The following is a 24,184-nucleotide window of genomic DNA, read 5'->3' as shown; positions in this document are numbered from 1 at the left end:
CGACACTTCTCGCGACCTAGACCCTGTTCCCGTCCCGGTCACAGAGGCACTCCGTGTCTACGGTGAGACCTACACACGGGTCGCTCGGGCCTTCGCCTCTCACGCCGGGCTGCACTCCACCGATGCGACGGCGATGATCGAAATCCTCAGCGCCGAAGAACGCGGCACACCGCTCTCGCCGGCGAAGCTGAGCGATCAGATCGGTCTCAGTTTTGGCGCCACCTCGACCCTGCTGAACCGACTCGAAGCGGTCGGCCACGTCACCCGCAGCCGCATACAGGCGGATCGCCGGATCGTGACCCTGCACTCGACGCCTGAGGTGCAACGACTCGCGGATGATTTCTTCGAGCCGCTCGGGCGACGCCTCGACTCGATTCTCGCCGCGCACTCTCCTGCGTTCCTTGCTGAATTCTCAGCGCTGCTGATCGAGTTACGAAAGGCCACCGATGACCACATCTCGGAAAGTCCAGATAGCTAGATCCCGCTGCCTCACCTGTCGTAGTCGCGAGGCCGGGCAATCTGTCGTTTCGTAAGGACTCTTCTCCGGCCCGACGGCGGCGCTCGACTCGCCGAGCAGACGCGGGAAACGGAGCCTGACGTATCCATCGATTCTCGTCGGAAACGGAGCGGTTCCCTGCCGATACTCGACGTTATGTCAGAAGCGCGACATAGGAACCGTTCGTCTGCTCATCCGGAGGTCCGAAAAACCCGAAACCGCCTACAGCGCACCCGTCGTCCGCCCTCCGCACGAGGTACATGGCGAAGGGGTCATCAGTCGGTTCCGCGGCAGCGAGAGACGTCAACGGGCCCAGCTCATCCGCGAAGGGATACTCGCGGTGCCAGTTGTCACCGGGCTGTTCCTGCCGAGCGACGATGCGCCGGGCGAGGTCCGGGGAGATTGGCTCCAATGTAAGGCGTGAATTGGCCTGACTTTCGTTCCGTTCTTCAAGCAAGGATGGAAGACGATGAACAGGAAGTACTCGCCGGAGATGCGTGAGCGGGCGTTGCGGATGCTCGCGAAGACACGGCCGTCGCACGCGACGTTGATGAGTGCCGCGCGGCATGTGGCGGGGCTGTTGGGGATGAGTCCGGAAACGTTGCGGTTATGGCACCGTCAAGCGGAGGTGGATGCGGGCGCTAAGCGTGGGGTCACGACCGAGGCAGCGCAGCGCATCAAGCAGCTCAAGAAGGAGGTTTCGGAGTTGCGGAAGGCGAATGAGATTCTCAAGGCTGCGAGCGTGTTTTTCGCGAAGGAGCTCGACCGCCCCTGACCGTGATGGTCCGGTTCATCAACGAGTATCAGGATCGTTTCGGGGTCGAGCTCATCTGCCGGGTGTTGCGCCCGGCGGTTCAGGGCTTCCTCACCGCGCGCGGGTATCGCGCCGCAGTCGGGCGTGGCCCGTCGGCCCGGCAACTGGGGGACGAACTCCTCGTCCCGGAAGTGGCCAGGTCGCATGCGGAGAACTACGGCGTCTACGGGCGACGGAAGATGCATGCGCTGATGCGCCGGCAAGGGTGGGACATCGGTCGGGACCAGACCGAACGCCTCATGCGCCTCGCCGGAGTTCGCGGCGTCCGCACGTCCAAGCGCGTGTTCACCACCCGCCCGGACAAGACGATCGCGCTGCCGGTGATCTCGTGAACCGTCGATTCACCGCACCAGCGCCGCGGCGACTCTGGGTCTGCGACGTAACTTACGTCGCGACGTGGTCCGGGTTCGCATACGTTGCGTCGCCGAGGCGATCAACAACCTCTACAAGACCGAGCTCATCTGTCAGCGCGGCCCCTGGCGGACGGTCGAACAGGTCGAACCTGCGACCCCGGAATGGGTGCGGTGGTGGAACAACCAGCGGCTCCATGGCGAGCTCGACATGCGCACCCCAGTCGAGGTCGAAACCGCGTACTACGCTGACCAAGAATCAGGCCAACCGGCACCTGCCGGACAAGGCTCCCGATAGGAACGAAAGTCAGGCCGATTCACAACTATCTTTCGCCGGGACGATTTCAACGCGTGAGGTGACCACGACCCTGCGGGCCGCGTGCCAGGACAACCTCCGCGAGGAAGGTATCCGTTTGGTGTGCTGACCGTCCCCTCCCGATCTTCGCTGGCTGAGGATCTTCGGTCGAATCTGACAGCGTCCCGTCGTAACTGAGTCGACATTCCGTCTTCCATGTTCGATGGGGCCCGGAGACGGAGCCCCCGAGGAGGACAAATGACAGCGAACGTTTCCCCGACGAGATGGCCCGACCCTCATGATCGTGTTGATCAATTCGTGAGGGGGCGACTTCTGCGTTGGTACCCCCGGCAATGGCGTCGACGACACGGTGAGATCCTCGTCTCCACGCTTCTCGACGTCGCCCACGAGGAGAACCGTGCGGCCACGAGTCGGGCAGAGATCCGGGACGCCGCCGTACACGGTACGGCCGCGCGCCTCGACCGCCGCTTCGTGGCGCTGTCGGCTTTCTCCGCCGCGGCGCTCTCCGTCGTGGCCGGCGTGCTAGCTACGATGAGCTCCGCCCCCGGCATCCTGGGTCTCCTTCCGAGCACGGTCACTCCCCCGCTCGCGTCATGGTCGCTCGTCGCCGTGCTATGACTGCGCGGCCTCTTGTCCGACGGCCCCGCCCTCGCCGTCGTCATTGCGAGCTCTATCGCCTGGACGCTGAACGGTCTGACCGCCATGTCATGGTCCCTTGGTTCGATGCGGCGGACGCCGGGCTTGCCGCTCCCCGGCTCGCGGAAGCTTGAACACCGCTCTTCGCTGCGGCGGCCGGGGCAGGCGGAGTGAGCATCGCGGTGATCGTTGAGCCGATCCTCCGCCGCGCCCGGCTGCCGCTCATCGGACGCGTCGTCATCGGCGGAATGGGAGAAGCGATGCTCGCTCCGCTGATCAGCCTCGCCACCCTCAGTCCGGTGACGACCGGTGCCGGTGCGCTGGCCGCGACCGTCCTCGCGATGAAGGGGCGCTCCGTGGCGCCGTCGTCGCCACCGCCCCTCACGCTCGTCACCGACCCCCGGGCGCGCGCGTGGACGCCGGGCGCCCCGTCCGCTCGCCGTCGTGGCCGCCCTGGGAGGGGTTCTCGGGGCGGTGTACGCCTTAAGTGGCCAGTCGTGGTCGCCGGGCGCCCTCGACGGCACGATGGCCATGGCCCACGGCATCACCATCCTCGCCCTGGTGGCCGTGCCCCCGCTCGCGGCCCTCGACGTATCGGCGCCAGCACGGACCCGCTTTTCCGCGGTCGGCCCCGCCGCCGTCGCCGCGCTGGGGTGCGGCATCCTCGCCGTCGCCTACATCGGCGCCCCGGACGCTGCTGCGATGTGGCCGCTGATGCAGCTCTCGGCCGCGACGATCGGAGCGGCGATCGCGTGGTGGCTCGTTCCGCGTGTCGGGTTCTCCTGGCCGACGGCCGTCACCGTCGGTTTCGTGACGGGTCTGGTCTACGCGGCGTTCCTCGGTGTGATGATCGGTCCCCTCCTGACGTTCCGGCCTGGACCGCGTCAGCGGCGATGACCGCGTCGTGGATGCCCGCGGTGACCAACGACTGCACCTCGAGCGCGGCGGTGAAGCCTTGTGCGATCCAACAGCTGACATACAGCTCGCGCACTTCCTGCGTGGGATACTCCTCGAAGCCGGGCGGGTGCTCCCCCACGGCGATGACGCCGGCGAGCTGAACGAGCACAGTGCCGGGGCGCGCAGGTTCCCAGTGAGAGGCTCCTGGCCGACGGCCCACCTCAGCGCTCATTCCCCGTGACGCCTCGAACAAGTATCGCGTACCGCCAGCTGCCGATGGACGATCGGCGCGGAACTTCTCCGTGTTGGGTGGGAAGGCTTCTCCCCCATTGAACTCTTCGGCGAGGCGCTGCAGTTCGCGGACGATGGCGCCTTCGGCGACAACCTTCAGGAATGAGTACCCGCCGGCCACACCGGCAGTGCGGGCGAGGCCGGGGGGGGACATCCCTGATTCACGCGGCGGAGGAATTCGTGCCGAGGACATGGCCACAGGCTAGCTAGGGCTGAGTTGGCCCGGTGCGCGCGAGTGGCCACCCCACCGCCACTGCGGCTGGTCTGAACTTTCCACCGGCGACCAACAGGACAGTGGCCCCAACCCCGGTGGGCGGTCTTCGCGATCCAGTTACCGCAGCGTTACCGCTGATGGTCGACAGTGCAAAACAAAAGCCCCGAATCCCTGCGTTTCCGGGAGACTCGGGGCCTTCGTAGTGGCGGTGACGGTGGGATTTGAACCCACGGTAGGGGTGAACCTACACAACATTTCGAGTGTTGCACCTTCGGCCGCTCGGACACGTCACCGCCGAATAGCTTACGACAGAAGACCGGATGCCGCGAATCGGCGGCCGACACCAGTCACCGCGGCTTCCGGTCGACGCGTGCCGAACTCCTGAGAACTGACCCCGCAGGCGAGGGACCCGACCCCGCGGGGGCCTACGGACCCCGGAACCTCCGGGTCCCGGCGCGGCGCGCACCGCGCCGCACCACCCGAGAACTCAGGAGTTACGCCCACCCCCTCCGCACGTATCGCGACCCCACGCATCCGTTCATCCACCGTCGAACGACCGCGGTGGAGGCCGCCGTCCCCCGCTGCCAGGATCGAGCCATGAGCGTGATCGAGAACTCGAAGCTGACGGTCGTAGGAGCAGGAAGCGTGGGCGCGAGCGTCGCGTACGCCGCCCTCATCCGCGGGTCGGCGCGGCACGTCGCGCTCTACGACATCGCGGCCGAGAAGGTCGAGGCCGAGGTGCTCGACCTCGCCCACGGCACGCAGTTCACCGGCTCGAGCGACATCACGGGCGGCAGCGACGTGTCGGTCGCCGAGGGCTCCCACGTGGTCGTCGTCACCGCGGGTGCGAAGCAGAACCCGGGCCAGACCCGCACCGAGCTCGCAGCGACGAACGCCGCGATCGTCCGCGACATGATGCCCAAGCTCCTCGAGGTCGCGCCGAACGCGATCTACGTGATCGTGACGAACCCGTGCGACGTGCTGACGGTCCTGGCGCAAGAGGCGACCGGCCTCCCCAGCCGGCGCATCTTCGCCTCGGGCACCGTGCTCGACACCTCGCGCCTGCGCTGGAAACTGGCTCAGCGCGCCGGCGTCGCGACCTCGAGCGTGCACGCCTGGATCGTCGGCGAGCACGGCGACACCGAGTTCCCCCTGTGGTCGACCGCCACGATCGGTTCGGTGCCGATCACCGAGTTCGAGCTTCCCGACGGCACGCGTTTCGATCGCGAGCAGTTGGATGCCATCGCCGTCGACGTGCGCGACGCCGCCTACAAGGTCATCAGGGGCAAGGGCGCGACGAACTACGCCATCGGCCTGTCGAGCGCCCGGATCGTCGAGGCGATCCTGCGCGATGAGCACGCGGTCCTGCCGGTCAGCACGGTGCTGCAGGACTTCCGTGGCATCGACGGCATGGCGCTGTCGGTCCCCTCGATCGTGTCTGCCCGCGGCGCCGTGCCCCTGACGGGCACCCCGTTCTCCGACGCCGAGCTGACGCTGCTGCGCCGCTCCGCCGACGCGCTGACGACGGTCACGGAGTCGCTCCGCGACTGAGCAGATCCCGGACGCCGGGACCCCGACGCGGCGATGTCGGAGCTCCCACGTAGCCTGAGCACATGGCATCCCGACGTCCCGCTGCAGCCCCCGCCCCGTACCGGTGCACCGAGTGCGGGTGGACGACGCTGAAGTGGGTCGGCCGCTGCGGCGAGTGCCAGTCGTGGGGCACGGTGGTCGAGGCCGCCGAGCAGACCGGAATCGTTCGATCGATCGTGCCCGTCGCGCCCGGGGCCGCCCGCGCTGCCCGCCGCATCACCGAGATCGACACGCAGGACGCCCCGCGCCGCACGAGCGGAGTGGGCGAGTTCGACCGCGTGCTGGGCGGCGGCATCGTGCCCGGTGCCGCGATCCTGCTGAGCGGCGAGCCCGGCGTCGGCAAGTCCACCCTGCTCCTCGAGGTCGCCGCTCAGAGCGCACGCGCGGGCCGACGCGTGCTCTACGCCAGCGGTGAGGAGTCCGCGGCGCAGGTGCGCCTTCGCGCCGAGCGCACCGGCGCCCTGCATGACGAGCTCTTCCTCGCGGCCGAGACCGACCTCGCCACGATCCTCGGCCACATCGACCAGGTCGAGCCGGGGCTGCTCATCGTCGACTCCGTGCAGACGGTGTCGTCGGCACACAGCGACGGCGCGGCGGGCCAGCCGGCGCAGGTGCGAGAGGTGGCATCCGCTCTCATTCGCGTCGCGAAGGAGCGAGGGCTGCCCGTGATCCTCGTCGGACACGTGACCAAGGACGGCTCGATCGCGGGTCCGCGAATCCTCGAACACCTGGTCGACGTCGTCTGCCACTTCGAGGGCGACCGGCAGACCTCGCTCCGCTTCGTGCGGGCCCTCAAGAACCGCTTCGGCCCGACCGACGAGGTCGGCTGCTTCGATATGACCGGCACCGGCATCGCCGAGGTCGCCGACCCCAGCGCGCTGTTCCTCGGCCACGGCGAGCCCGAGCCCGGCACGTGCGTCACCATCGCGATGGAGGGCCGTCGCGCTCTCCCCGTCGAGATCCAGGCACTCGCCGTGCGGCAGACCGCCCCGAACCCTCGGCGTATCGTCAACGGCGTCGATTCTTCGCGGGTCGCCATGGTGCTCGCGGTCCTCGAGAGCCGCATGGGTCTGACGCTCTCCGACCGCGATGTCTACGTCTCCACCGTCGGCGGAGTGCGCCTGGTCGAACCGGCCGCCGACCTCGCGATCGCGATCGCCGTGGCCAACGCCGTTAAGAACCGCAAGGTCTCGAAACGCCTCGCCGCAATCGGCGAGCTCACCCTCACCGGCGAGATCCGCAACGTCACGCAGGCCGCGCAGCGCGCATCCGAAGCAAAGCGCCTCGGGTACCACACGGTGCTCGACTCCTCATCCCGCAAGCTCGCTCAAGCCCTCAACGAGCTGCAGGTGCGCGGGGCACCGCGCGACGACAGCGAACCAGGGTTCTGACGCGGGGCAGCGTCGGCCTGCACGATCGAGTGCCGGGGTTCTGACGCGGGGCAACGTCGGCCTGACCGATCGGGTTGCTGCACCCTGTCGTCCCGGTCGCGATGGAACGACCGGCGTGATCGACGTACCCGGCGCGTTCAGCGAGCGTCGATCGCCCCGGCGCATCCCATACGCACACGGCACACGGGTCGCATTCGCGCAGAGGCTGCGTGATCAGCGACCGGGAGGTGCGGAGCGACGGCGGCGGTGCGGCGAGGTCATTCCCAGGACCGCGGGGATGACAAGTCCGGCGGCGCACACGGCACCGGCGATCAGGTACTCCATGGCTTCGAGTCTTGCACGCGTTCTTCACCCGCGCGAGTTGCGCCCCTCACCCCGGGCCGTTTCGCCCCGCGCCAGCGCCCCATCCGTCGTTCGAGTGTCCAAAACACCCGGACGAAATTCGAAACACTCCGGGTGTTTTGGACACTCGACGACAGACCAGACCTCCCCCGCGGCGTGGGCAGTGCGAGCCCGCGCGTGGGGGCGTCTCAGGCGTCGAGAGCGGCGATCAGGTCGGCCGGCGACGCCTGGATCGGGTGGGGCCCCGCGATGTCGATGAACACCGTGGTGATGGCATCCTGATGCGTTCCGAGGAACGTCCGCAGCCACTGCGGCGACTGCAGAGCCACGTGGGGAGGCAGGCTCTCGGGCTTGTGCGCCGCATCACTGAAGAGCAGCAGCGCGAGCTGCCCCGTGTTCGGATCGCGGTAGGTCCACACCTCGCCGACGCTGAGCGGGTTGTCGGCGTCGCCCGGGGTCATCAGCGGCACGACCGTCGGTCCGTGACGCAGGGCGAAGGCGATCGCCGCCATGTCCTGGGTCTGCAGGGCATCGGTGAGCGCGGTGTTCTTGAAGTCCACGTCGAGCTTCTTCCCCTTGCGCTTCTTGCCCGCTGCCATCCTCCGAGCCTATCCGCGCGGCGCCGCGCACGCCCGCGCGACGCCTGACGACGGGAGAATCCCCGACCGGAGGATTGAACGCCCGCGCCGCATCGTGCGCCCGCGGAATCTTCGCCGCTCGGTACCGCCGCCCCGCCTCGCGATCTCGCGCCCCGCCGGGCGACCTTCCACCCGCGGCGCGCGCTGCGCCCCGCGATCTGCACCCCCGCACCGCACCCCGCGAGAGCCCTACGCCAAGAACCCCCGCAGCAGCGCCTCGGATCCCGCGAGATGATCGCGCATGGCCGCGTGGGCGGCATCCGGCCTCCCGGCGAGGATCGCCGACACCACCGCGGCGTGCTGCGAGGTGGAGTGCTCGATGTTGCGCGGCAGCAGGGGAAACGTGTCGAGCCAGGCGTTCACGCGCGCGCGGTTGTCGGCGACGAGGGGAACGAGAGACGGGATGCCGGCGAACTCCGCGATCGTCAGGTGCAGGAGCGTGTCGAGCCGGCGGTAGTCCTCCCCCTCGGCGAGCGCGGCCGCTTCGTGCCGCGCCCACAGCACATCCCGCTCCTCCGCCGACAGCGACCGTGCGGCCGCCGCCCACGCCGCCCCGGGTTCGAGGACGCCCCGCAGCGCGATGACGTCGGAGAGCTCGGCGGCCGACACGACCGCCGGCTGCGAGGGCCGGGGCACGGGGTCGACGACGAAGGTACCGCCGTAGCGACCCCGTCGCGTCTCGAGCCAACCGGCGTCCGACAACTCTTTCAGAGCCTCCCGCACCGTGTCGCGGCTCACCCCGTACAGTGCGGCGAGTTCGCGCTCCGCGGGAAGCGACTCCCCCGGTGCGACGAGCCCGAGCCGCACGGTCTGCACGATGCGCGCGGTGGTGTCCTCGAGCGCGTTGCCGCTGCGCACGGGGCGGTACACGGCCCGGCGCAGGTCGTCGAGCGGCGCGTCTGTCACACTCTCAGCCTGTCACGTCACCGGGTCACAGGGGCGTGACGTAGGCGTTGGTGATACCCCCGTCGACCACGAACGCCGTCGCGGTGATGAAGGACGCGTCATCGGATGCCAGGAACGCCACGCTCGCGGCCATCTCCTCCGGCTCTGCGAAGCGGCCCATCGGCACGTGCACGAGTCGACGCTGCGCACGCTCGGGGTCTTTCGCGAACAGCTCCTGGAGCAGGGGGGTGTTCACCGGTCCGGGGCAGAGGGCGTTCACGCGGATACCCTGACGCGCGAACTGCACGCCGAGTTCGCGGGTCATCGCGAGCACGCCGCCCTTCGACGCCGTGTACGAGATCTGCGAGGTGGCCGACCCCAGCAGCGCCACGAACGACGCCGTGTTGATGATCGAACCCCTGCCCGCGGGCACCATGTGCCGCAGCGCCGCCCGCGAGCAGAGGTACACGCTCTTGAGGTTGACGTCTTGCACCCGGTCCCACGCGGGCAGCTCGGTCGTCTCGATCGAGTCGTCGTCGGCGGGCGAGATGCCGGCGTTGTTGAAGGCGATGTCGACGCTGCCGAGATCAGCGGCCACGCCGTCGAAGAGGGCGTTCACCGATGCTTCGTCAGCGACGTTCACCTGCCGGAAGACACCGCCCACCTCGGTGGCGGCGGCCGTGCCGGTGGTCTCGTCGAGATCGGCGATCACAACGCGGGCCCCCTCGGCGGCGAAGCGGCGAGCGGTGGCGAGGCCGATCCCGCTGGCCCCTCCGGTGACGATGGCGACGCGGTCGCGCAGACGCTGGGTGAGGTCGATGGTCATGGGTGGTGGTTCCTTTCGAGCAGTACCGCGTCCCACGTGCGGCCGCCCGAGGGCGGCCTCGACAGCACGAAGTGGGACGTCACGTGAGAGAGAGGGGCATGGAGGTCGTCAGTCGGTGGCGTAGAACACGTTCTTCACCTCGGTGAAGTGCTCGGCGGCATCCGGTCCGAGCTCGCGACCGAGGCCCGAGGCCTTCATGCCGCCGAAGGGAGTGGCGTACCGCACCGACGAGTGCGAGTTCACCGAGAGCACGCCGCTGCGCACGCCGCGCGAGACCCGGATGCCGCGCCCCAGGCTCTCGGTCCAGATCGAGCCCGCGAGACCGTAGGCGGTGTCGTTGGCGAGACGGATGGCATCCGCTTCGTCGTCGAAGGGCAGCACGGCCAGCACGGGTCCGAAGACTTCGTCGCGCGCGATGCGGTCGCCGGGCTGCGCGAGCACGACGGCCGGCGCGAACCAGAAGCCCTCGCCCTCGGGGGCCGCACCACGGAAGGCGACATCGGCCCCGTCGAGGAAGCCCTGCACGGTGGAGCGGTGGGATGCCGAGATGAGCGGCCCCATCTGGGTGTCTTCGCTCGTGGGGTCGCCGACCCTCCAGGCCGCGACGGCGGGTTCGAGCATCTCGAGGAAGCGGTCGAAGACGCGGCGCTCCACGAGCAGACGGCTGCGCGCGCAGCAATCCTGCCCGGCGTTGTCGAACACCGATCCGGGGACGCCCGCGGCGGCCTTCTCCAGGTCGGCGTCGGCGAAGACGATGTTCGCGCTCTTGCCACCGAGCTCGAGAGTCACGGGCTTGAGCATCCGCGCGCAGCCCGCGGCGACCTCGGTGCCGACCTCGGTAGAGCCGGTGAAGACGACCTTGTGCACGTCGGGGTGCGAGACGAAGCGTTGGCCCACGACCGAGCCCGAGCCGACGATCACCTGGAACAGTCCTTCCGGCAGTCCGGCTTCGAGAGCGAGTTCGCCCAGGCGGATAGCGGTGAGCGGGGTCAGCTCGGCGGGCTTGAGCACGACGGCGTTGCCCGCGGCGAGCGCCGGGGCGAAGCCCCACGCCGCGATCGTCATGGGGAAGTTCCACGGCACGATGATCCCGACCACGCCGTAGGGCTCGTGGTAGGTCACATCGAGTCCGCCGGCGACCGGGATCTGCGAGCCGATCAGGCGTTCCGGCGCCCCGGCGTAGTAGTTGAGCACCTGCGCGACGTGCTGCGCCTCCCAGCGGGCCGAGCCGATCGGGTGGCCCGAGTTCTTCACCTCGAGCGCCGCGAGCTCCTCGACGTGCGCCTCGACGACCCGTGCGAAGGCCCTCAGCGCGTCGGCACGGGCGACGGGAGCGAGGGCTGCCCACGTGCCCTGGGCTCGCACGGCGGCCGCGACCGCGGCATCCACCTCGTCGATCTCTGCGCGTTCGAGCGTGGTGATGGGCGACCCGGTCGAGGGGTCGATGACGGTGAAGGTGCTCATGCGGGGACTCCCTGGTGCGCGGAGGAGGTGGGGGCGGAGGCGGACGATGCGGGCACGGCCGGTTCGGCCTCTGCTCGGGACGCACGGTGGGCCGCCGCCGCGGCGACGAGACCGAGGAACAGCCGCCGGTCCTCGGCGTTCTCCTCGGGATGCCACTGCACGGCGACGAGGTAGTCGTCGCCCTCGGTCTCGACGGCTTGCACGAGACCGTCGTCGGTGCGAGCGGTCACGCGAAGCCCGTCGCCGACCCGGTCGACGCCCTGGTGGTGGTAGCTGTGGACGGTGAGGGGGCCGGCTCCGACGAGACCGGCAAGCCGGGTCTCGGCATCCACCTCCACGGTGTTCTCGGCGAACACGCCCCCGCCGATCCGGTACCTCTCTGTGCCGAGCGCTTCGGGCAGATGCTGGTGCAGGGTGCCGCCCATCGCGACATTGATGAGCTGCAGACCGCGGCAGATCCCGAAGACGGGGATGCCGCGCTCTCGTGCCCCCGCGAGCAGCGCGATCTCCCACGCGTCCCGGTCGGCACGAGCGGGGTCGGTGAGCGGGTGACGCTCCGCCCCGTACAGCTCGGGCTGCACGTCGAGGCCGCCCGTGAGGATCAGCCCGTCGAGCCCGTCGAGCACCGTCGCCGCGGCCTGCTCGGGTCGCGGTTGGGGCGGCAACAGCACGGCGGTGGCGCCCGAGCCCGTCACGGCATCGAAGTACTGCTGCGGGAGGAACGACGCACGGACGTCCCACACGCCCTGTTTCGCGCGCTCGAGGTAGGTCGTGAGTCCGACCACGGGCGTACGGGTCGGATCAGAGACGCTCGAAACCACGCACCCGCTCCCAGTCCGTCACGGCGGCGTCGTAGGCCTCGACCTCGATACGCGCCTGGTTCAGATAGTGCTCGACGACCTCGTCGCCGAAGGCCGCGCGGGCGATCGTGGACTCCGAGAAGAGACGGGCTGCCTCGCGGAGCGTCGTCGGCAGGGTGTCGACGCCGGCCGTGTAGGCGTTGCCGGTGAGGGGGTCGGGGAGTTCGAGCTCGTTCTCGATGCCGTGCAGGCCTCCCGCGATGATCGCCGAGATCGCCAGGTACGGGTTCACGTCTCCCCCGGGCACGCGGTTCTCGACGCGCAGCGACGACCCGTGGCCCACCACGCGCAGGGCGCACGTGCGGTTGTCGACGCCCCACGCCACCCCGGTCGGAGCGAAGGAACCCTTGGCGTAGCGCTTGTAGGAGTTGATCGTGGGGGCGTACAGCAGCGTGAACTCGCGGAGAGTGCTCAGGATGCCGGCGATCCAGTGCCCCATCAGGGGGCTGAACCCGTGCTCCCCGTCGCCGGCCATCACCGCCGCACCGTCATCGCCGCGCACGGAGAGGTGGATGTGGCAGCTATTGCCCTCGCGCTCGTTGAACTTGGCCATGAAGGTCAGCGACTTGCCGTGTCGGTCGGCGATCTCTTTCGCGCCGTTCTTGTACAGGGTGTGGTTGTCGGCGGTCTCGAGCGCCTCGGCGTAGCGAAACGCGATCTCCTGCTGGCCGAAGTTGCACTCGCCCTTCACGCCCTCGCAGTACATGCCCGCGCCGTCCATGCCGAGACGGATGTCGCGCAGCAGGGGCTCGAGCCGCGTCGTGGCGAGCAGGTTGTAGTCGACGTTGTAGTCGGTGGAGGGGGTCAGTCCCGTGTAGCCCTTCGCCCAGGCGTCGCGGAACGAGTCGTCGAAGACGATGAACTCCAACTCCGTCCCGGCGTAAGCGGTGAGTCCACGCTCGGCGAGACGAGCACGCTGGGCGTTCAGGATGCCACGGGGCGACTGCGCCACATGCGCGCGATCTGCCCACGCGAGGTCGGCGAAGACGAGCGCGGTTCCGGGCTGCCAAGGGATCGTCCGGAGGGTCTCGAGGTCGGGGACGAGCAGCATGTCGCCGTAGCCCTTCTCCCAGCTCGACATCGCGTACCCGTCGACGGTGTTCAGGTCGACATCGACCGAGAGCAGGTAGTTGCACGCCTCCGCGCCGTGGCCCCGCACCTCGTCGCGCCAGAAGCGCGCCGCGACGCGCTTGCCGACGAGCCGGCCCTGGGCGTCGGGGAAGGCCACGACGACGGTGTCGATCTCGCCCGCCTGGATCGCGGCATCCAATTCTTCGCTGCTGAGATTGCCCGCCATGGTCTCCCTCTCGCGGTGTCGACGTCTCCTCGTGCGAAGGACGTAACGAGGAACTTACACGTCAAAGGTAGACAGGTCGACCAATAGAAGGCCATGATTTCGGGCAAGGCGACCCCGAAGCCTGTCCGCATCCATCTGGAGGCCCCATGTCCACGTCGAGCAACTCCCGCAAAAAGGTCGCCGGAGCCACCTATACGGCCACCGATGCCTCGTACTTCGAAAAACGCACGCTGAAACGCTCGGCCGGCGTCTGGGGCCTGTGGGGTCTCGCCGTCGCCGCCGTCATCTCGGGAGACTTCTCGGGCTGGAACTTCGGTATCGGGTTCGCCGGTTTCGGCGGCATGCTCATCGCGTTCGTCATTCTCGTGGTGATGTACTACGGCCTGACGTTCTCGATCGGCGAGATGGCCGCCGCCATGCCGCACACCGGCGGCGCCTACTCGTTCGCCCGGTCGGCGATGGGGCCGTGGGGCGGCCTGGCGACGGGGCTCGCCGAGACGATCGAGTACGTCGCCACGACCGCCGTCGTCGTCTACTTCTCGGGGCAGTACGCCGACTCGGCGCTCGAGCTGCTGACGGGCGTGAGCCTTCCCTCGTTCGTCTGGTGGATCATCCTGTACGCGCTGTTCATCGCCCTCAACGCCGCCGGCGCGAACATCTCGTTCGGTTTCGCGATCGTCGTGTCGATCATCTCGATCGGCATCATTGTGGTCTTCGGCGCGATGTCGCTTCTGACGGGCGCGTTCGACTGGAGCTCGCTCTGGAACATCGCCCCCACCGACGGCAACACCGAGTTCCTGCCCTTCGGCGTCGGGTCGATCCTGTTGGCACTCCCCTTCGCGATGTGGTTCTTCCTGGGCATCGAGGAGCTCCCCCTCGCCGCCGAGGAATCGCACGATCCCGCTCGCGACATCCCCCGCGCCGGCCTCTGGGCCCGCGGCACGCTCATCGTCACCGGCCTCATCGTGCTGTTCCTGAATACCGGTGTGCTCGGCGCCGACGCCACCGGCAGCTCGCTCGAACCCCTGCTCGACGGTTTCCGCGCGATGGTCGGAGACCAGGCCGCGGCCCTTCTCTCGCTGCTCGCTCTCGTCGGACTCCTGGCATCCCTGATGGGCATCATGTTCGCCTACGGGCGCAACATGTACTCGCTCTCGCGCGCCGGGTACTACCCGCGCTGGTTGTCGCTCACGGGCGCACGCAAGACACCCTGGGTCGCGCTGGTGTTCGGCGCCGTTCTCGGCTTCGTCGCACTCGTCGTCGTACAGGCGGCCGGCGGCGACACCAGCCCGGCGGGCGCGATCGTGCTGAACATCGCCGTGTGGGGCGCGGTGCTGGCGTACTTCCTGCAGATGGTGTCGTTCATCATCCTTCGACGGAAGTTCCCGAACGCGGTGCGGCCCTACAGAAGCCCCTGGGGTCTGTTCGGCGCCTACTCGGCGGCGATCATCGCCGCGGTCGTCTTCTTCGGCCTGCTGCTGAACTCCGCGTATCTGCTCGCGATCGTGGCGATCATCGTGGTCTACGCCGTGATCTTCGTCGCCTTCGCGGTCTACGGTCGCCACCGCCTCGTCCTCTCCCCCGAGGAGGAGTACGCCCTGTCCGGCGGCCTGCACGGCGACCCTCAGGCGGAGGGCTACGACGCCATGCAGAACGAGGTGTTCGGCAAGAAGCCCGGCGCCTGAGCCGCGAACGCAAGAGGGGCGGATGCCGATCGGCATCCGCCCCTCGTCCGGTTCAGCGCAGAATGAACGACGCCGTGCCCGACGACGGAATGCCGCCGATGGACACGCTCAGGTGGTAGGTCGCTCCCCCGCCGGGCGCGTAGGGCCGCTCTCCGCCGCACGAGTTCACCGAGGAGCGCGTACGGTCCCAGGTCAGCGGTGCGGAGCTGGTGACGACCTGGCCCGCGGCTAGCGTCACCTCCATGTCGCTCGGCTCGGCCTGGCAGTCCGTCGACCGCCACCACACGTCCGACCCGCTGGTCACGGTGAACGACTGCGCGCTCGTCCCGACGTTCATGGTGCAGGGGTTCGCGCTCGTGTTCGTGAGCTTGATCGACAGCTGAGGGTTCTCACCCTGGGCGTACTCGCTCTTGTCCGACAGTGCCGCGACGGTGATGTCGGATGCCGTGCACTCGACGGGCCCCGCGGGCGCGGTCGGAGTGGGCGAGACGGAGGGAGACGCCGAGGGGGCGCCGGACGCCACCGGCGCGGTCGTCGTCGCCGTGGCAACGGGAGCGCTCGCAGCGGGAGCAGGAGTCGCCTCGGCGGTGGGGGCGGCACGCCACGGGGGAGCCGCGACGAGCCACACGACGAGGCCGATCACCAGCAGGGCGAGGAGCCCTGCGGCGAGACGACGACGACGGTAGACCGCCGGGGACTGCCTCCGCCTACGGGGGGCATCGGTCATGGTTCCAGGGTAGGCGGCGCGGCTGTGCGCTCACGCCACGGCACGCTCAGGAGCGCAGGCTCACAGCTGCTTCAGCATCCGGGTGTTGCCCAGAGTGTTCGGCTTCACGTGCGCGAGGTCGAGGAACTCCGCGACACCCTCGTCGGGGCTGCGCACCAGCTGCGAGTACACGTCGGGGTCCACGACCTGCTCGCCGATCTCGGCGAAACCGCGACGGGTGAAGAAGTCGACCTCGAATGTGAGGCAGAACAGTCGCGAGACGCCGAGCTCGCGCGCGCGGTCCTCGAGAGTCTCGACGATGGCGCGACCCACGCCATGGTGCAGCCAGTCGTCGTGGACGATGAGCGTGCGGATCTCGGCGAGGTCCTCCCACATCACGTGCAGAGCGCCGCACCCGATGACCACGCCGTCCGCCTCTGCGACGACGAACTGCTGCACGGAGCCGTAGAGCACGACCAGGTCTTTGCCCAGCAGGATGCGCTTCTGCACGAACGGCTCGAGGAGCTCGTGGATGCGTCGGACGTCGGCGGTTCCGGCGGGGCGGACGACGAACGGCGCGGATGAGGTCATGGTCCCAGGGTACGCCGGTCGGGTCGGCGGTCCGCGAAGAAGCGGCGTCCACGCCGAGTGCGAAGCTGTGTGTTCGACGCATAGCCCGCTCAGAGGCGAGGCAGGGGAAAGCCTCGACGACGGGAGTAGCGTTGGCGATGGTGACGCGCGATCGTCACGAGCGGTAGCGCGATTCGTCCCCTTCTTCGATGAAAGGACTGCCTCGTGCCTACCGTTGCCGAGAACATCGTCTCCGCCCTCCGCCATCACGGCGTGCAGCGCATCTACGGCCTGCCCGGCGATTCCCTGAACGGCTTCACCGACGCGATCCGTCGAGATGGCGAAATCCGCTGGATGCACGTGCGGCACGAAGAGGCAGCGGCCTTCGCCGCCTCGGCCGAGGCGGAGCTGACGGGGGAGCTCACCGTCTGCGCGGGAAGCTGCGGGCCGGGCAACCTGCACCTCATCAACGGTCTCTACGACGCCAACCGCTCGCGCGTACCGGTCCTCGCGATCGCCGCGCACATCCCACCGCGGAGATCGGATCGACCTACTTCCAAGAGACGCACCCGCAGGAACTCTTCCGCGAGTGCTCGGTCTACGTCGAATACGTCGCCGACCCGGTGCAGATGCCGAGACTGCTCGAGATCGCCATGCGAGAGGCGATCGAGAAGCGCGGTGTCGCCGTGCTCGTCATCCCGGGCGACGTGCTGCTCGCCAAAGCGAAGAACGACCGCGTGGCGACCGTGTCGCGCGCGACTCCGCGCATCCTTCCGTCCGACGACGAACTGCGCCGCACCGCCGATGTCTTGAACGCCGCCGAGAAGGTGACGATTCTCGCCGGAGCCGGTGTCGCCGACGCCCACGACGAGGTCGTCGACCTGGCACGCCGCCTGCAGGCACCGATCGTGCACGCGCTGCGCGGCAAGGAGCACATCGAGTGGGACAACCCGTTCGACGTGGGGATGACCGGGCTTCTCGGCTTCTCGTCGGGGTACCGGGCGATGGAAGATGCCGATGTCGTCCTGATGCTGGGCACGGACTTCCCGTACCAGCAGTTCTACCCGAGTCGCGCGACGCACATCCAGGTCGACGTCCGAGGAGAACAGCTCGGACGCCGGCATCCCGTCGACATCGGACTCGTCGGCACGGTGCGCGACACCGCCCGCGCGCTCCTCCCGCTGCTGGCCGAGGGGCGATCGACGCGGCACGCCGACGACGCCCGTTCCCACTACCGGACCACGCGCGCGAAGCTCGACGACCTCGCGGTCCCCGCAGCCTCCGGCAAGCCGCTGCACCCGCAGTTCGTCGCGCGCACGCTCGACCGTCTCGCCGCCGATGACGCGGTCTTCATCCCCGATGTGGGATCTCCCGTGGTGTGGGCGGCGCGCTATCTCACGATGACGAAGGAGCGCCGTCTGATCGGATCGTTCGCGCACGGCACGATGGCGAACGCCGTCTCCCACGCGATCGGCGCGCAAGCCGCCTTCCCCGACCGCCAGATCGTCGCTCTCGCGGGCGACGGCGGGCTGGCGATGCTGCTCGGCGAGCTGATCACGATCGTCCAGAACGACCTTCCCGTGAAGATCGTCGTCTTCGACAACTCCTCGCTCAATTTCGTCGAGCTGGAGATGAAGGCGGCCGGGTTCGTCAACTACGGCACCGACCTGCGTAACCCCGACTTCGCGGCCGTCGCCGAAGCCATCGGCATCACGTCGTTCCGCGTCGACGAGTCCGCCGACCTCTAGACCTCGCTCGCCGCGGCCCTCGCGCACCCCGGCCCGGCGCTCGTGTCGGTGAAGACGGCTCGCCAGGAACTGTCGATGCCCCCGTCCGTGACGCTCGAACAGGCCAAGGGCTTCACGCTGTACGCGATCCGAACGGTCCTCTCCGGTCGCGGCGACGAGCTGATCGACCTCGCCGCGACGAACGCGCGCCAGCTGTTCTGACCAGCCGCGGCACACGACGACAAGGGGCCCGGATGCCATGGCATCCGGGCCCCTTCTTGTTCTACGCGATCAGCTGCCCGCGAGGGTGTCGGGGGTGGCGGCGATCTCTCCCGCCGTTCCGACGCCGATCGCGACCTTCTCGCCGCGCGGGCTGGTCTCGAACGAGAACTGACCGTTCTCGACGCCGACCTTCACGTGGTCGCCCGACTCGAGCTCGCCGTGCAGGATCTTCTCACTGAGCCGGTCCTCGACCTCGCGCTGCATGGCGCGGCGCAGGGGGCGAGCTCCGAGGGTCGGGTCGAAACCGATCTCGATGAGCTTGTCCTTCGCGTCGTCCGACAGCTCGACGGTCATGTCGCGATCGAGCAGCCGGTCGGCGAGGCGCTTCACGAACAGGCCGACGATCTGGCGGAGCTCGTCCTTGTTCAGCTGCGGGAAGACGATGACATCGTCGACACGGTTGAGGAACTCGGGCTTGAAGTGACGCTTGAGCTCCTCGTCGACCTTGCCCTTCATCCGCTCGTACGAGGTCTGCGCGCTGCCCTCGACCTGGAAGCCGACCGGGCCACCGGCGATCGCCGACGAACCGAGGTTCGTCGTCATGATGATCACGGTGTTCTTGAAGTCGATGACGCGACCCTGACCATCGGTCAGACGACCCTCTTCGAGGATCTGCAGGAGCGAGTTGAAGATGTCCGGGTGGGCCTTCTCGATCTCGTCGAAGAGCACGACCGAGAAGGGCTTGCGACGCACCTTCTCGGTGAGCTGGCCGCCCTCTTCGAAGCCGACGAACCCGGGAGGGGCACCGAACAGACGCGAGACCGTGTGCTTCTCGCCGAACTCCGACATGTCGAGGGAAATCAACGCGCCCTCGTCGTCGAACAGGAACTCGGCGAGTGCCTTGGCGAGCTCGGTCTTTCCGACACCGGTGGGGCCGGCGAAGATGAACGAGCCCGAGGGGCGCTTCGGGTCCTTGAGACCCGCACGCTGACGACGGATCGTGCGCGAGAGGGCCGCGATCGCCTCTTCCTGGCCGATGACGCGCTGGTGCAGCGCCTTCTCCATGAACATGAGGCGGCTGGACTCTTCTTCGGTGAGCTTGAACACCGGGATGCCGGTCGCCTGCGCGAGGACCTCGGCGATCAGGCCCTCGTCGACCACCGCGTGGGAGGCGACGTCGCCCGAGCGCCACTGCTTCTCGAGACGCAGGCGCTCCGCGAGGAGCGACTTCTCCTCGTCGCGCAGCGCGGCGGCCTTCTCGAAGTCCTGGTCCTCGGAGGCCTGCTCCTTCTGCTCGCGGACCTTGGCGATCTTCTCGTCGAACTCGCGCAGCTCCGGCGGGCTCGACAGGATCGACAGACGAAGGCGGGCGCCGGCCTCGTCGATCAGGTCGATGGCCTTGTCGGGGAGGAACCGGTCGCTGATGTAGCGGTCGGCCAGGTTCGCCGCGGCGACGATGGCGCCGTCGGTGATCTGCACCTTGTGGTGCGCCTCGTAGCGGTCGCGCAGCCCCTTCAGGATGTTGATCGCGTGGGGCAGGCTCGGCTCGGCGACCTGGATCGGCTGGAAGCGGCGCTCGAGAGCGGCGTCCTTCTCGAAGTGCTTGCGGTACTCGTCGAGCGTGGTGGCACCGATGGTCTGGAGCTCACCGCGCGCGAGGAGCGGCTTGAGGATGGATGCCGCGTCGATCGCGCCCTCTGCGGCGCCCGCGCCCACGAGGGTGTGGATCTCGTCGATGAAGACGATGATGTCGCCGCGCGTGCGGATCTCTTTCGTGACCTTCTTCAGGCGCTCTTCGAAGTCGCCGCGGTAGCGCGACCCGGCGATGAGGGAGCCGAGGTCGAGCGAGTAGACCTGCTTGTCCTTCAGCGTCTCGGGGACATCGCCCTTGACGATGGCCTGCGCGAGTCCCTCGACGACGGCGGTCTTGCCGACGCCGGGCTCTCCGATGAGGACGGGGTTGTTCTTCGACCGGCGCGACAGGATCTGCATCACGCGCTCGATCTCTTTCTCGCGCCCGATGACGGGGTCGAGCTTGTTGTCGCGTGCAGCCTGCGTGAGGTTGCGTCCGAACTGGTCGAGCACGGCCGACCCGCCCTGGGCCGCGCCCTGGGTCTGCTCGCCGGCACCCGAGGCGACGCCCGCGGGCTCCTTGCCCTGGTAGCCCGAGAGCAACTGGATGACCTGCTGGCGCACCTTGTTCAGGTCGGCACCGAGCTTGACGAGGACCTGGGCGGCGACGCCCTCACCCTCGCGGATGAGACCGAGCAGGATGTGCTCGGTTCCGATGTAGTTGTGGCCGAGCTGGAGCGCTTCGCGCAACGACAGCTCGAGGACCTTCTTCGCACGGGGCGTGAAGGGGATGTGGCCGGTCGGCTGCTGCTGACCCTGGCCGATGATGTCCTGCACCTGCTCGCGGACGGCATCGAGCGAGATGCCCAGCGACTCCAGCGCCTTGGCAGCCACACCCTCACCCTCGTGGATGAGGCCCAGAAGGATGTGCTCCGTGCCGATGTAGTTGTGGTTCAACATCTTCGCCTCTTCTTGGGCGAGCACGACCACACGACGAGCACGATCGGTGAATCTTTCGAACATCCTCAGTCCCTCCAAAAATGGGCTGACAGGCACGCCTCCGCGCGCCGTACATCGAGAGTAACCAGCGGCCGGATGCCAGAGCCCCGTGTTCGCCGTGGGCATACCGCCTCGCCGGTCGGGGTTGCAAAACCCATCGACAGTCGATACCTTATCGAACATCGATAATAACGATCATCGATAAGGAGTCTCCGTGACACCCACGCGTACACAGCCGCGCATCCTCTCGCGCGGCGACACCATCGGCTTCACCCTCTTCCTCATCGGCGGTGTCGCCATCGCCGTGTCCGCCGTCGTGCAGACGATCATCGACCTCGCGAGCGTCCTGCCGAATCGCGACATCACACTGCTCGCGCCGTTCGTCGCGACCGAGGCACAGGCCCCGCTCGGTCCCGGCGGATCGCCGGTGGCCGTTCAGCTGGACTCCGCCTCGGTGACGGTGGCGTCGCTGCAGCCCGCATCTCTCGCCGCGCTCGTCATCAGCCACGTCCTGTTCGCCGTCGCGATGGTGACGGTGGTCGCCCTGCTGCTCGTACTGTGCTTCGGCATCCTGCGCGGCCGCATCTTCTCGCGCGCGCACACCGTGCTCGTGACCACCGCGGGCCTCGTCGCCCTCGCGGGGATGTATCTCGTGCCGTTCTTCCACAACATGTCCGTCAACGGCGCCCTCGCGCGAGTGTCAGACGGCACGTACGACCGTGCCGTCGTGGGAACGGTCGACGTCTTCACGATCTTCGCCGTCGCTTTCGTCGTCGCCCTCGCCGGCACCGTCTTCGCGGTCGGCGACCGCCTCCAGCGCGACACCGAAGGCCTCGTATGACCCCGGCCGCCACGGACGACGGGCCCACCGGCATCCACTGTCGCCTCGATGAACTCCTCGAGGCGCGGGGCATGACGTTGACGCGACTCAGCGAGCTCGTCGGGGTGTCGGTGGTCAACCTGTCGGTGCTGAAGAACGACCGTGCCCGCGCGATCCGTTACTCGACGCTGTCCGCGATCTGCCGCGTGCTGGAGTGCGAGGTCGGCGACCTCCTCGTCGTGGAGCGCTGACGCCCCCGCCGCGGTCAGCGCGTGCCGAGTACGGGGACGGGCGCGCTCACATCGACGCCACCGCCGGAGAGCACGAGCGACACCGCGCCCGAGCCGGCCTCGCGGCCGATGTCGGCGAGCGTCACGCGCGGTGCGATGTCCATGGTGCAGATCTGATCTGCCGGCGGCGTCGCGAACTGCACGGCGACATCGCCGCCGGCGGCGGTGATCGTCTCGACGGAGGGGACGCACGTGGAGCTGCCGTAGGTGACGATCGCGACCAGCGAGTCGTTCACCCAGCCCGCGGAGGGCGAGAATTCGCTCGGGGCCGCGGGCGTGGTCGCAAGCCCCGCGAGGTTCGCCTCGCCCTGCGCCGCACCCGTCACGGTGACGGCGAGGTCCTTGGCGGGGTCGACACCCGCGGGCAGCGCGACCAGCGTGGCCCGCGGAGCCATGTCGCGCGTGCACTCCTGCTGAGAAGACCCGGCGAGCTGCACCGTGATCGCGGCTCCGGCGACGCTCGGCTGGCCGCTGACGACCGGCGGGCACGAGGAGCTTCCGTTCGTGACCACGGCGATCGACCGGCCGCCGTCGACCCACGCGGCCCCGATCTCGGCGGACGGCGTCGCGCTCGTGGCATCCGGGCTGGGGGACACTCCCCCCGACATCGAGGGCGATGACGCGCCCGTGGCGCATCCGGCGAGAGCACCGGCGACGACGAAACCGGCGCCGATCATTGCGATCAGGGTCAAGCGGGGACGTGACATGAGAACCTCCGGGGGCGAGTTCTGCCCCATGATGTCGGAGAATCCTGGATGCCGGCGGCGAACACCGCGGCGCGTCACTGCAGGGCAGAGGTGAGGCGGGCCAGGTTGTCGAGGATCGTCGAGCGCAACGGCTGGCGGCGCCACTCCTCGATCGTCAGCTGCCGGCTGAGGGTGCGGTAGGCGTCCTCGACGTCGCGCATGTCGCGGACGAATTCCTCGCCGCGCACGAGCAGCGACACCTCGAGATTCAGACCGAACGATCGCATGTCCATGTTGCTGGAACCGATGACGGCGACCTCGTCGTCGATCGTGACGCTCTTGCTGTGCAGGATGTAGGGCTTGCGGTACATCCAGATCGTGACGCCCGCGTGCAGCAGAGCCTCGTAGTAGCTGCGCTGGGCGTGGTAGACCATCGCCTGATCGCCCTCTTCCGAGACGAAGAGCTCGACGTGCACGCCGCGCTGGCACGCGGTCGTGATCGCGAGCAGCAGCGCTTCGTCGGGGACGAAGTAGGGGCTGACGATGATGATGCGTTCTTTCGCGGCGAACAGCAGGCCGAGGAACAGCTTGAGGTTGTTCTGGAAATCGAATCCGGGGCCCGAGGGCACGACCTGACAGTCGAGATCGCCCGGGCCCGACGTCACGCTGAACAGATCGATCTCGTCGCGGAGGGTCTCGTCGGTCTCGCTGTACCAGTCGGAGAGGAACACCGCGTTGATGCTCGCGACGACGGGGCCCTCGACGCGGACCATCAGGTCCACCCAGTGCAGACCGCGGCGGATGTTCTTTCGCAGGTTGTACGACGAGTCGGTGACGTTCTGCGAACCCATGTAGGCGACATCGCCGTCGATCACGAGGAGTTTGCGGTGATTACGCAGGTCGGGACGCTGATATCGGCCGCGCAGCGGTTGGACGGGCAGCATGAGGTGCCAGTGAGCGCCCATCGCATCGAGGCGTCGAAGCGTCTGCCGGTAGAACGGCTTGCCGCGGTTCGCCCAGTGATCCAGCAGGACGCGCACGACGACGCCGCGCTGCGCGGCCTCTTCGAGGGCGCGGAAGAAGTTGTCGGTCGAGTCGTCGGTCTGCAGGATGTAGAACTCGACGTGCACGTAACGCTGCGCCTGCCGGATGGCCTCGGCCATGGCATCCAGGCTCTGCTGGTAGTCGGCGATCAGGGTGGCGGCGTTGTCTCCTGCGATCGGCATGGCCCCCAGATTGCGGTTGAGCTGAACGAGCGCGCGGAACCACTGGGGGGCGTTGGGGCGGAGGGTGCCGAACTCGAGCGAAGCGCTCGTGTCGTGGATGTACTCATTGATCGCCGCCTGCTTGCGACGGCGCTTTCGCGGCAGCCGCGGGTTGCCGATGAGCAGGAAGAGGAAGACCCCCACGAAGGGGATGAAGTAGATCGCGAGCAGCCAGGCCATCGCGGCGGTGGGCCGCCGGTTGCGCGGAACGATGATGATCGCGGCGATGCGCACCACCAGGTCGACGACGAAGAGCGTGATGACGAGCCAGCTCGCGTCGAACGTGGCGTTGAGCACGGGTCCTCCTGCACGGGTTGTGGACCCAGCGTAGCGAC

At 68.5% G+C, this 24,184-nt stretch carries 19 protein-coding genes, 1 tRNA gene and 2 pseudogenes; 10 read left to right on the top strand and 12 right to left on the bottom strand.

Annotation, left to right across the window (positions count from 1 at the left end; all coding sequences use genetic code 11):
* Window positions 1-133: 133 nt before the first annotated feature.
* The 4 genes and pseudogenes from OVA17_RS16420 to OVA17_RS07875 all read left to right on the top strand — a co-directional run bounded on the left by OVA17_RS16420 (window position 134) and on the right by OVA17_RS07875 (window position 3,509).
* On the top strand, window positions 134-478 hold the full coding sequence (locus OVA17_RS16420) for a MarR family winged helix-turn-helix transcriptional regulator (RefSeq protein WP_267789311.1): 345 nt from the start codon (window positions 134-136) through the stop codon (window positions 476-478).
* 487 nt (window positions 479-965) lie between these two features.
* Window positions 966-1,958: pseudogene (locus OVA17_RS07885) on the top strand (IS3 family transposase).
* Window positions 1,959-2,273: 315 nt separating this feature from the next.
* Entirely contained in the window at window positions 2,274-2,594 is a 321-nt protein-coding gene (locus OVA17_RS07880; protein ID WP_267789310.1) for a hypothetical protein, read from the top strand.
* Window positions 2,595-3,056: 462 nt separating this feature from the next.
* Entirely contained in the window at window positions 3,057-3,509 is a 453-nt protein-coding gene (locus tag OVA17_RS07875; RefSeq protein WP_267789309.1) for a hypothetical protein, read from the top strand.
* 708 nt (window positions 3,510-4,217) lie between these two features.
* Here OVA17_RS07875 and OVA17_RS07870 read toward each other — a convergent pair.
* Window positions 4,218-4,307 (bottom strand) — tRNA-Ser (locus tag OVA17_RS07870).
* Between the two features lie 304 nt (window positions 4,308-4,611).
* Between OVA17_RS07870 and OVA17_RS07865 the strand changes: the two genes are divergently transcribed.
* Together OVA17_RS07865 and radA are read left to right on the top strand one after the other, a co-directional pair.
* Window positions 4,612-5,565 carry an L-lactate dehydrogenase gene (locus OVA17_RS07865; protein ID WP_267789308.1) on the top strand — a complete coding sequence of 318 codons (954 nt, stop codon included), beginning with the start codon at window positions 4,612-4,614 and terminating at the stop codon, window positions 5,563-5,565.
* A gap of 62 nt (window positions 5,566-5,627) precedes the next feature.
* On the top strand, window positions 5,628-6,995 hold the full coding sequence (radA, locus tag OVA17_RS07860) for a DNA repair protein RadA (protein ID WP_210072412.1): 1,368 nt from the start codon (window positions 5,628-5,630) through the stop codon (window positions 6,993-6,995).
* Window positions 6,996-7,525: 530 nt separating this feature from the next.
* Here the strand turns inward: radA and OVA17_RS07855 are convergent.
* The 6 genes from OVA17_RS07855 to OVA17_RS07830 all read right to left on the bottom strand — a co-directional run bounded on the left by OVA17_RS07855 (window position 7,526) and on the right by OVA17_RS07830 (window position 13,307).
* Window positions 7,526-7,936: a dehydrogenase gene (locus tag OVA17_RS07855; protein WP_210072413.1), complete on the bottom strand. Its 411-nt coding sequence runs from the start codon at window positions 7,934-7,936 to the stop codon at window positions 7,526-7,528.
* 228 nt (window positions 7,937-8,164) lie between these two features.
* The gene (locus OVA17_RS07850; RefSeq protein ID WP_210072414.1) at window positions 8,165-8,881 is read right to left on the bottom strand and encodes a FadR/GntR family transcriptional regulator; all 717 of its coding nucleotides are present in this window, start codon (window positions 8,879-8,881) and stop codon (window positions 8,165-8,167) included.
* Window positions 8,882-8,906: 25 nt separating this feature from the next.
* Window positions 8,907-9,686, bottom strand: coding sequence for a 3-oxoacyl-ACP reductase (locus tag OVA17_RS07845; protein ID WP_267789307.1), 780 nt, complete (start codon window positions 9,684-9,686; stop codon window positions 8,907-8,909).
* A gap of 108 nt (window positions 9,687-9,794) precedes the next feature.
* Complete coding sequence (locus OVA17_RS07840; protein WP_267789306.1) at window positions 9,795-11,150, bottom strand: aldehyde dehydrogenase family protein; 1,356 nt, start codon at window positions 11,148-11,150, stop codon at window positions 9,795-9,797.
* Window positions 11,147-11,971 (bottom strand): gamma-glutamyl-gamma-aminobutyrate hydrolase family protein, encoded by an 825-nt coding sequence (locus OVA17_RS07835; protein ID WP_267789305.1) that lies wholly within the window; start codon window positions 11,969-11,971, stop codon window positions 11,147-11,149. The genes OVA17_RS07840 and OVA17_RS07835 overlap by 4 nt, the downstream gene beginning before the upstream one ends.
* Complete coding sequence (locus OVA17_RS07830; RefSeq protein ID WP_267789304.1) at window positions 11,952-13,307, bottom strand: glutamine synthetase family protein; 1,356 nt, start codon at window positions 13,305-13,307, stop codon at window positions 11,952-11,954. Before OVA17_RS07830 ends, OVA17_RS07835 begins: the two co-directional genes overlap by 20 nt.
* Window positions 13,308-13,453: 146 nt before the next feature.
* On the opposite strand from OVA17_RS07830, the gene OVA17_RS07825 reads away from it, so the two are divergent.
* Window positions 13,454-14,992, top strand: a complete 1,539-nt coding sequence (locus OVA17_RS07825; RefSeq protein ID WP_267789303.1) for an amino acid permease — start codon at window positions 13,454-13,456, stop codon at window positions 14,990-14,992.
* A 52-nt stretch (window positions 14,993-15,044) separates the two neighbouring features.
* Here the strand turns inward: OVA17_RS07825 and OVA17_RS07820 are convergent, their stop codons facing one another.
* The gene (locus tag OVA17_RS07820; protein WP_210072420.1) at window positions 15,045-15,719 is read right to left on the bottom strand and encodes a hypothetical protein; all 675 of its coding nucleotides are present in this window, start codon (window positions 15,717-15,719) and stop codon (window positions 15,045-15,047) included.
* A 60-nt stretch (window positions 15,720-15,779) separates the two neighbouring features.
* Entirely contained in the window at window positions 15,780-16,289 is a 510-nt protein-coding gene (locus OVA17_RS07815) for an amino-acid N-acetyltransferase (protein ID WP_210072421.1), read from the bottom strand.
* 204 nt (window positions 16,290-16,493) lie between these two features.
* Between OVA17_RS07815 and poxB the strand changes: the two are divergent.
* Window positions 16,494-18,217 (top strand): annotated as a pseudogene (poxB, locus tag OVA17_RS07810) (ubiquinone-dependent pyruvate dehydrogenase).
* Window positions 18,218-18,286: 69 nt separating this feature from the next.
* Here the strand turns inward: poxB and OVA17_RS07805 are convergent.
* A complete protein-coding gene (locus OVA17_RS07805) occupies window positions 18,287-20,812 on the bottom strand; it encodes an ATP-dependent Clp protease ATP-binding subunit (RefSeq protein WP_103206859.1) in 2,526 nt (841 codons plus the stop codon).
* A 190-nt stretch (window positions 20,813-21,002) separates the two neighbouring features.
* On the opposite strand from OVA17_RS07805, the gene OVA17_RS07800 reads away from it, so the two are divergent.
* Both OVA17_RS07800 and OVA17_RS07795 read left to right on the top strand, forming a co-directional pair.
* Window positions 21,003-21,629 (top strand): hypothetical protein, encoded by a 627-nt coding sequence (locus OVA17_RS07800; RefSeq protein ID WP_267789302.1) that lies wholly within the window; start codon window positions 21,003-21,005, stop codon window positions 21,627-21,629.
* A complete protein-coding gene (locus tag OVA17_RS07795) occupies window positions 21,626-21,859 on the top strand; it encodes a helix-turn-helix domain-containing protein (protein ID WP_267789301.1) in 234 nt (77 codons plus the stop codon). Before OVA17_RS07800 ends, OVA17_RS07795 begins: the two co-directional genes overlap by 4 nt.
* 14 nt (window positions 21,860-21,873) lie before the next feature.
* Here the strand turns inward: OVA17_RS07795 and OVA17_RS07790 are convergent, their stop codons facing one another.
* Window positions 21,874-22,590 (bottom strand): hypothetical protein, encoded by a 717-nt coding sequence (locus tag OVA17_RS07790; RefSeq protein ID WP_267789300.1) that lies wholly within the window; start codon window positions 22,588-22,590, stop codon window positions 21,874-21,876.
* 89 nt (window positions 22,591-22,679) lie between these two features.
* Window positions 22,680-24,146: a cardiolipin synthase gene (gene cls / locus OVA17_RS07785; protein WP_267789299.1), complete on the bottom strand. Its 1,467-nt coding sequence runs from the start codon at window positions 24,144-24,146 to the stop codon at window positions 22,680-22,682.
* Window positions 24,147-24,184 lie beyond the last annotated feature (38 nt).

The sequence above is a fragment of the Microbacterium sp. SL75 genome, assembly GCF_026625865.1.
In the GTDB taxonomy this organism is placed as follows: Bacteria; Actinomycetota; Actinomycetes; order Actinomycetales; family Microbacteriaceae; genus Microbacterium.
Note: the sequence above shows the minus strand (reverse complement) of the source record. Positions and strands in the feature narration are given on the sequence as shown.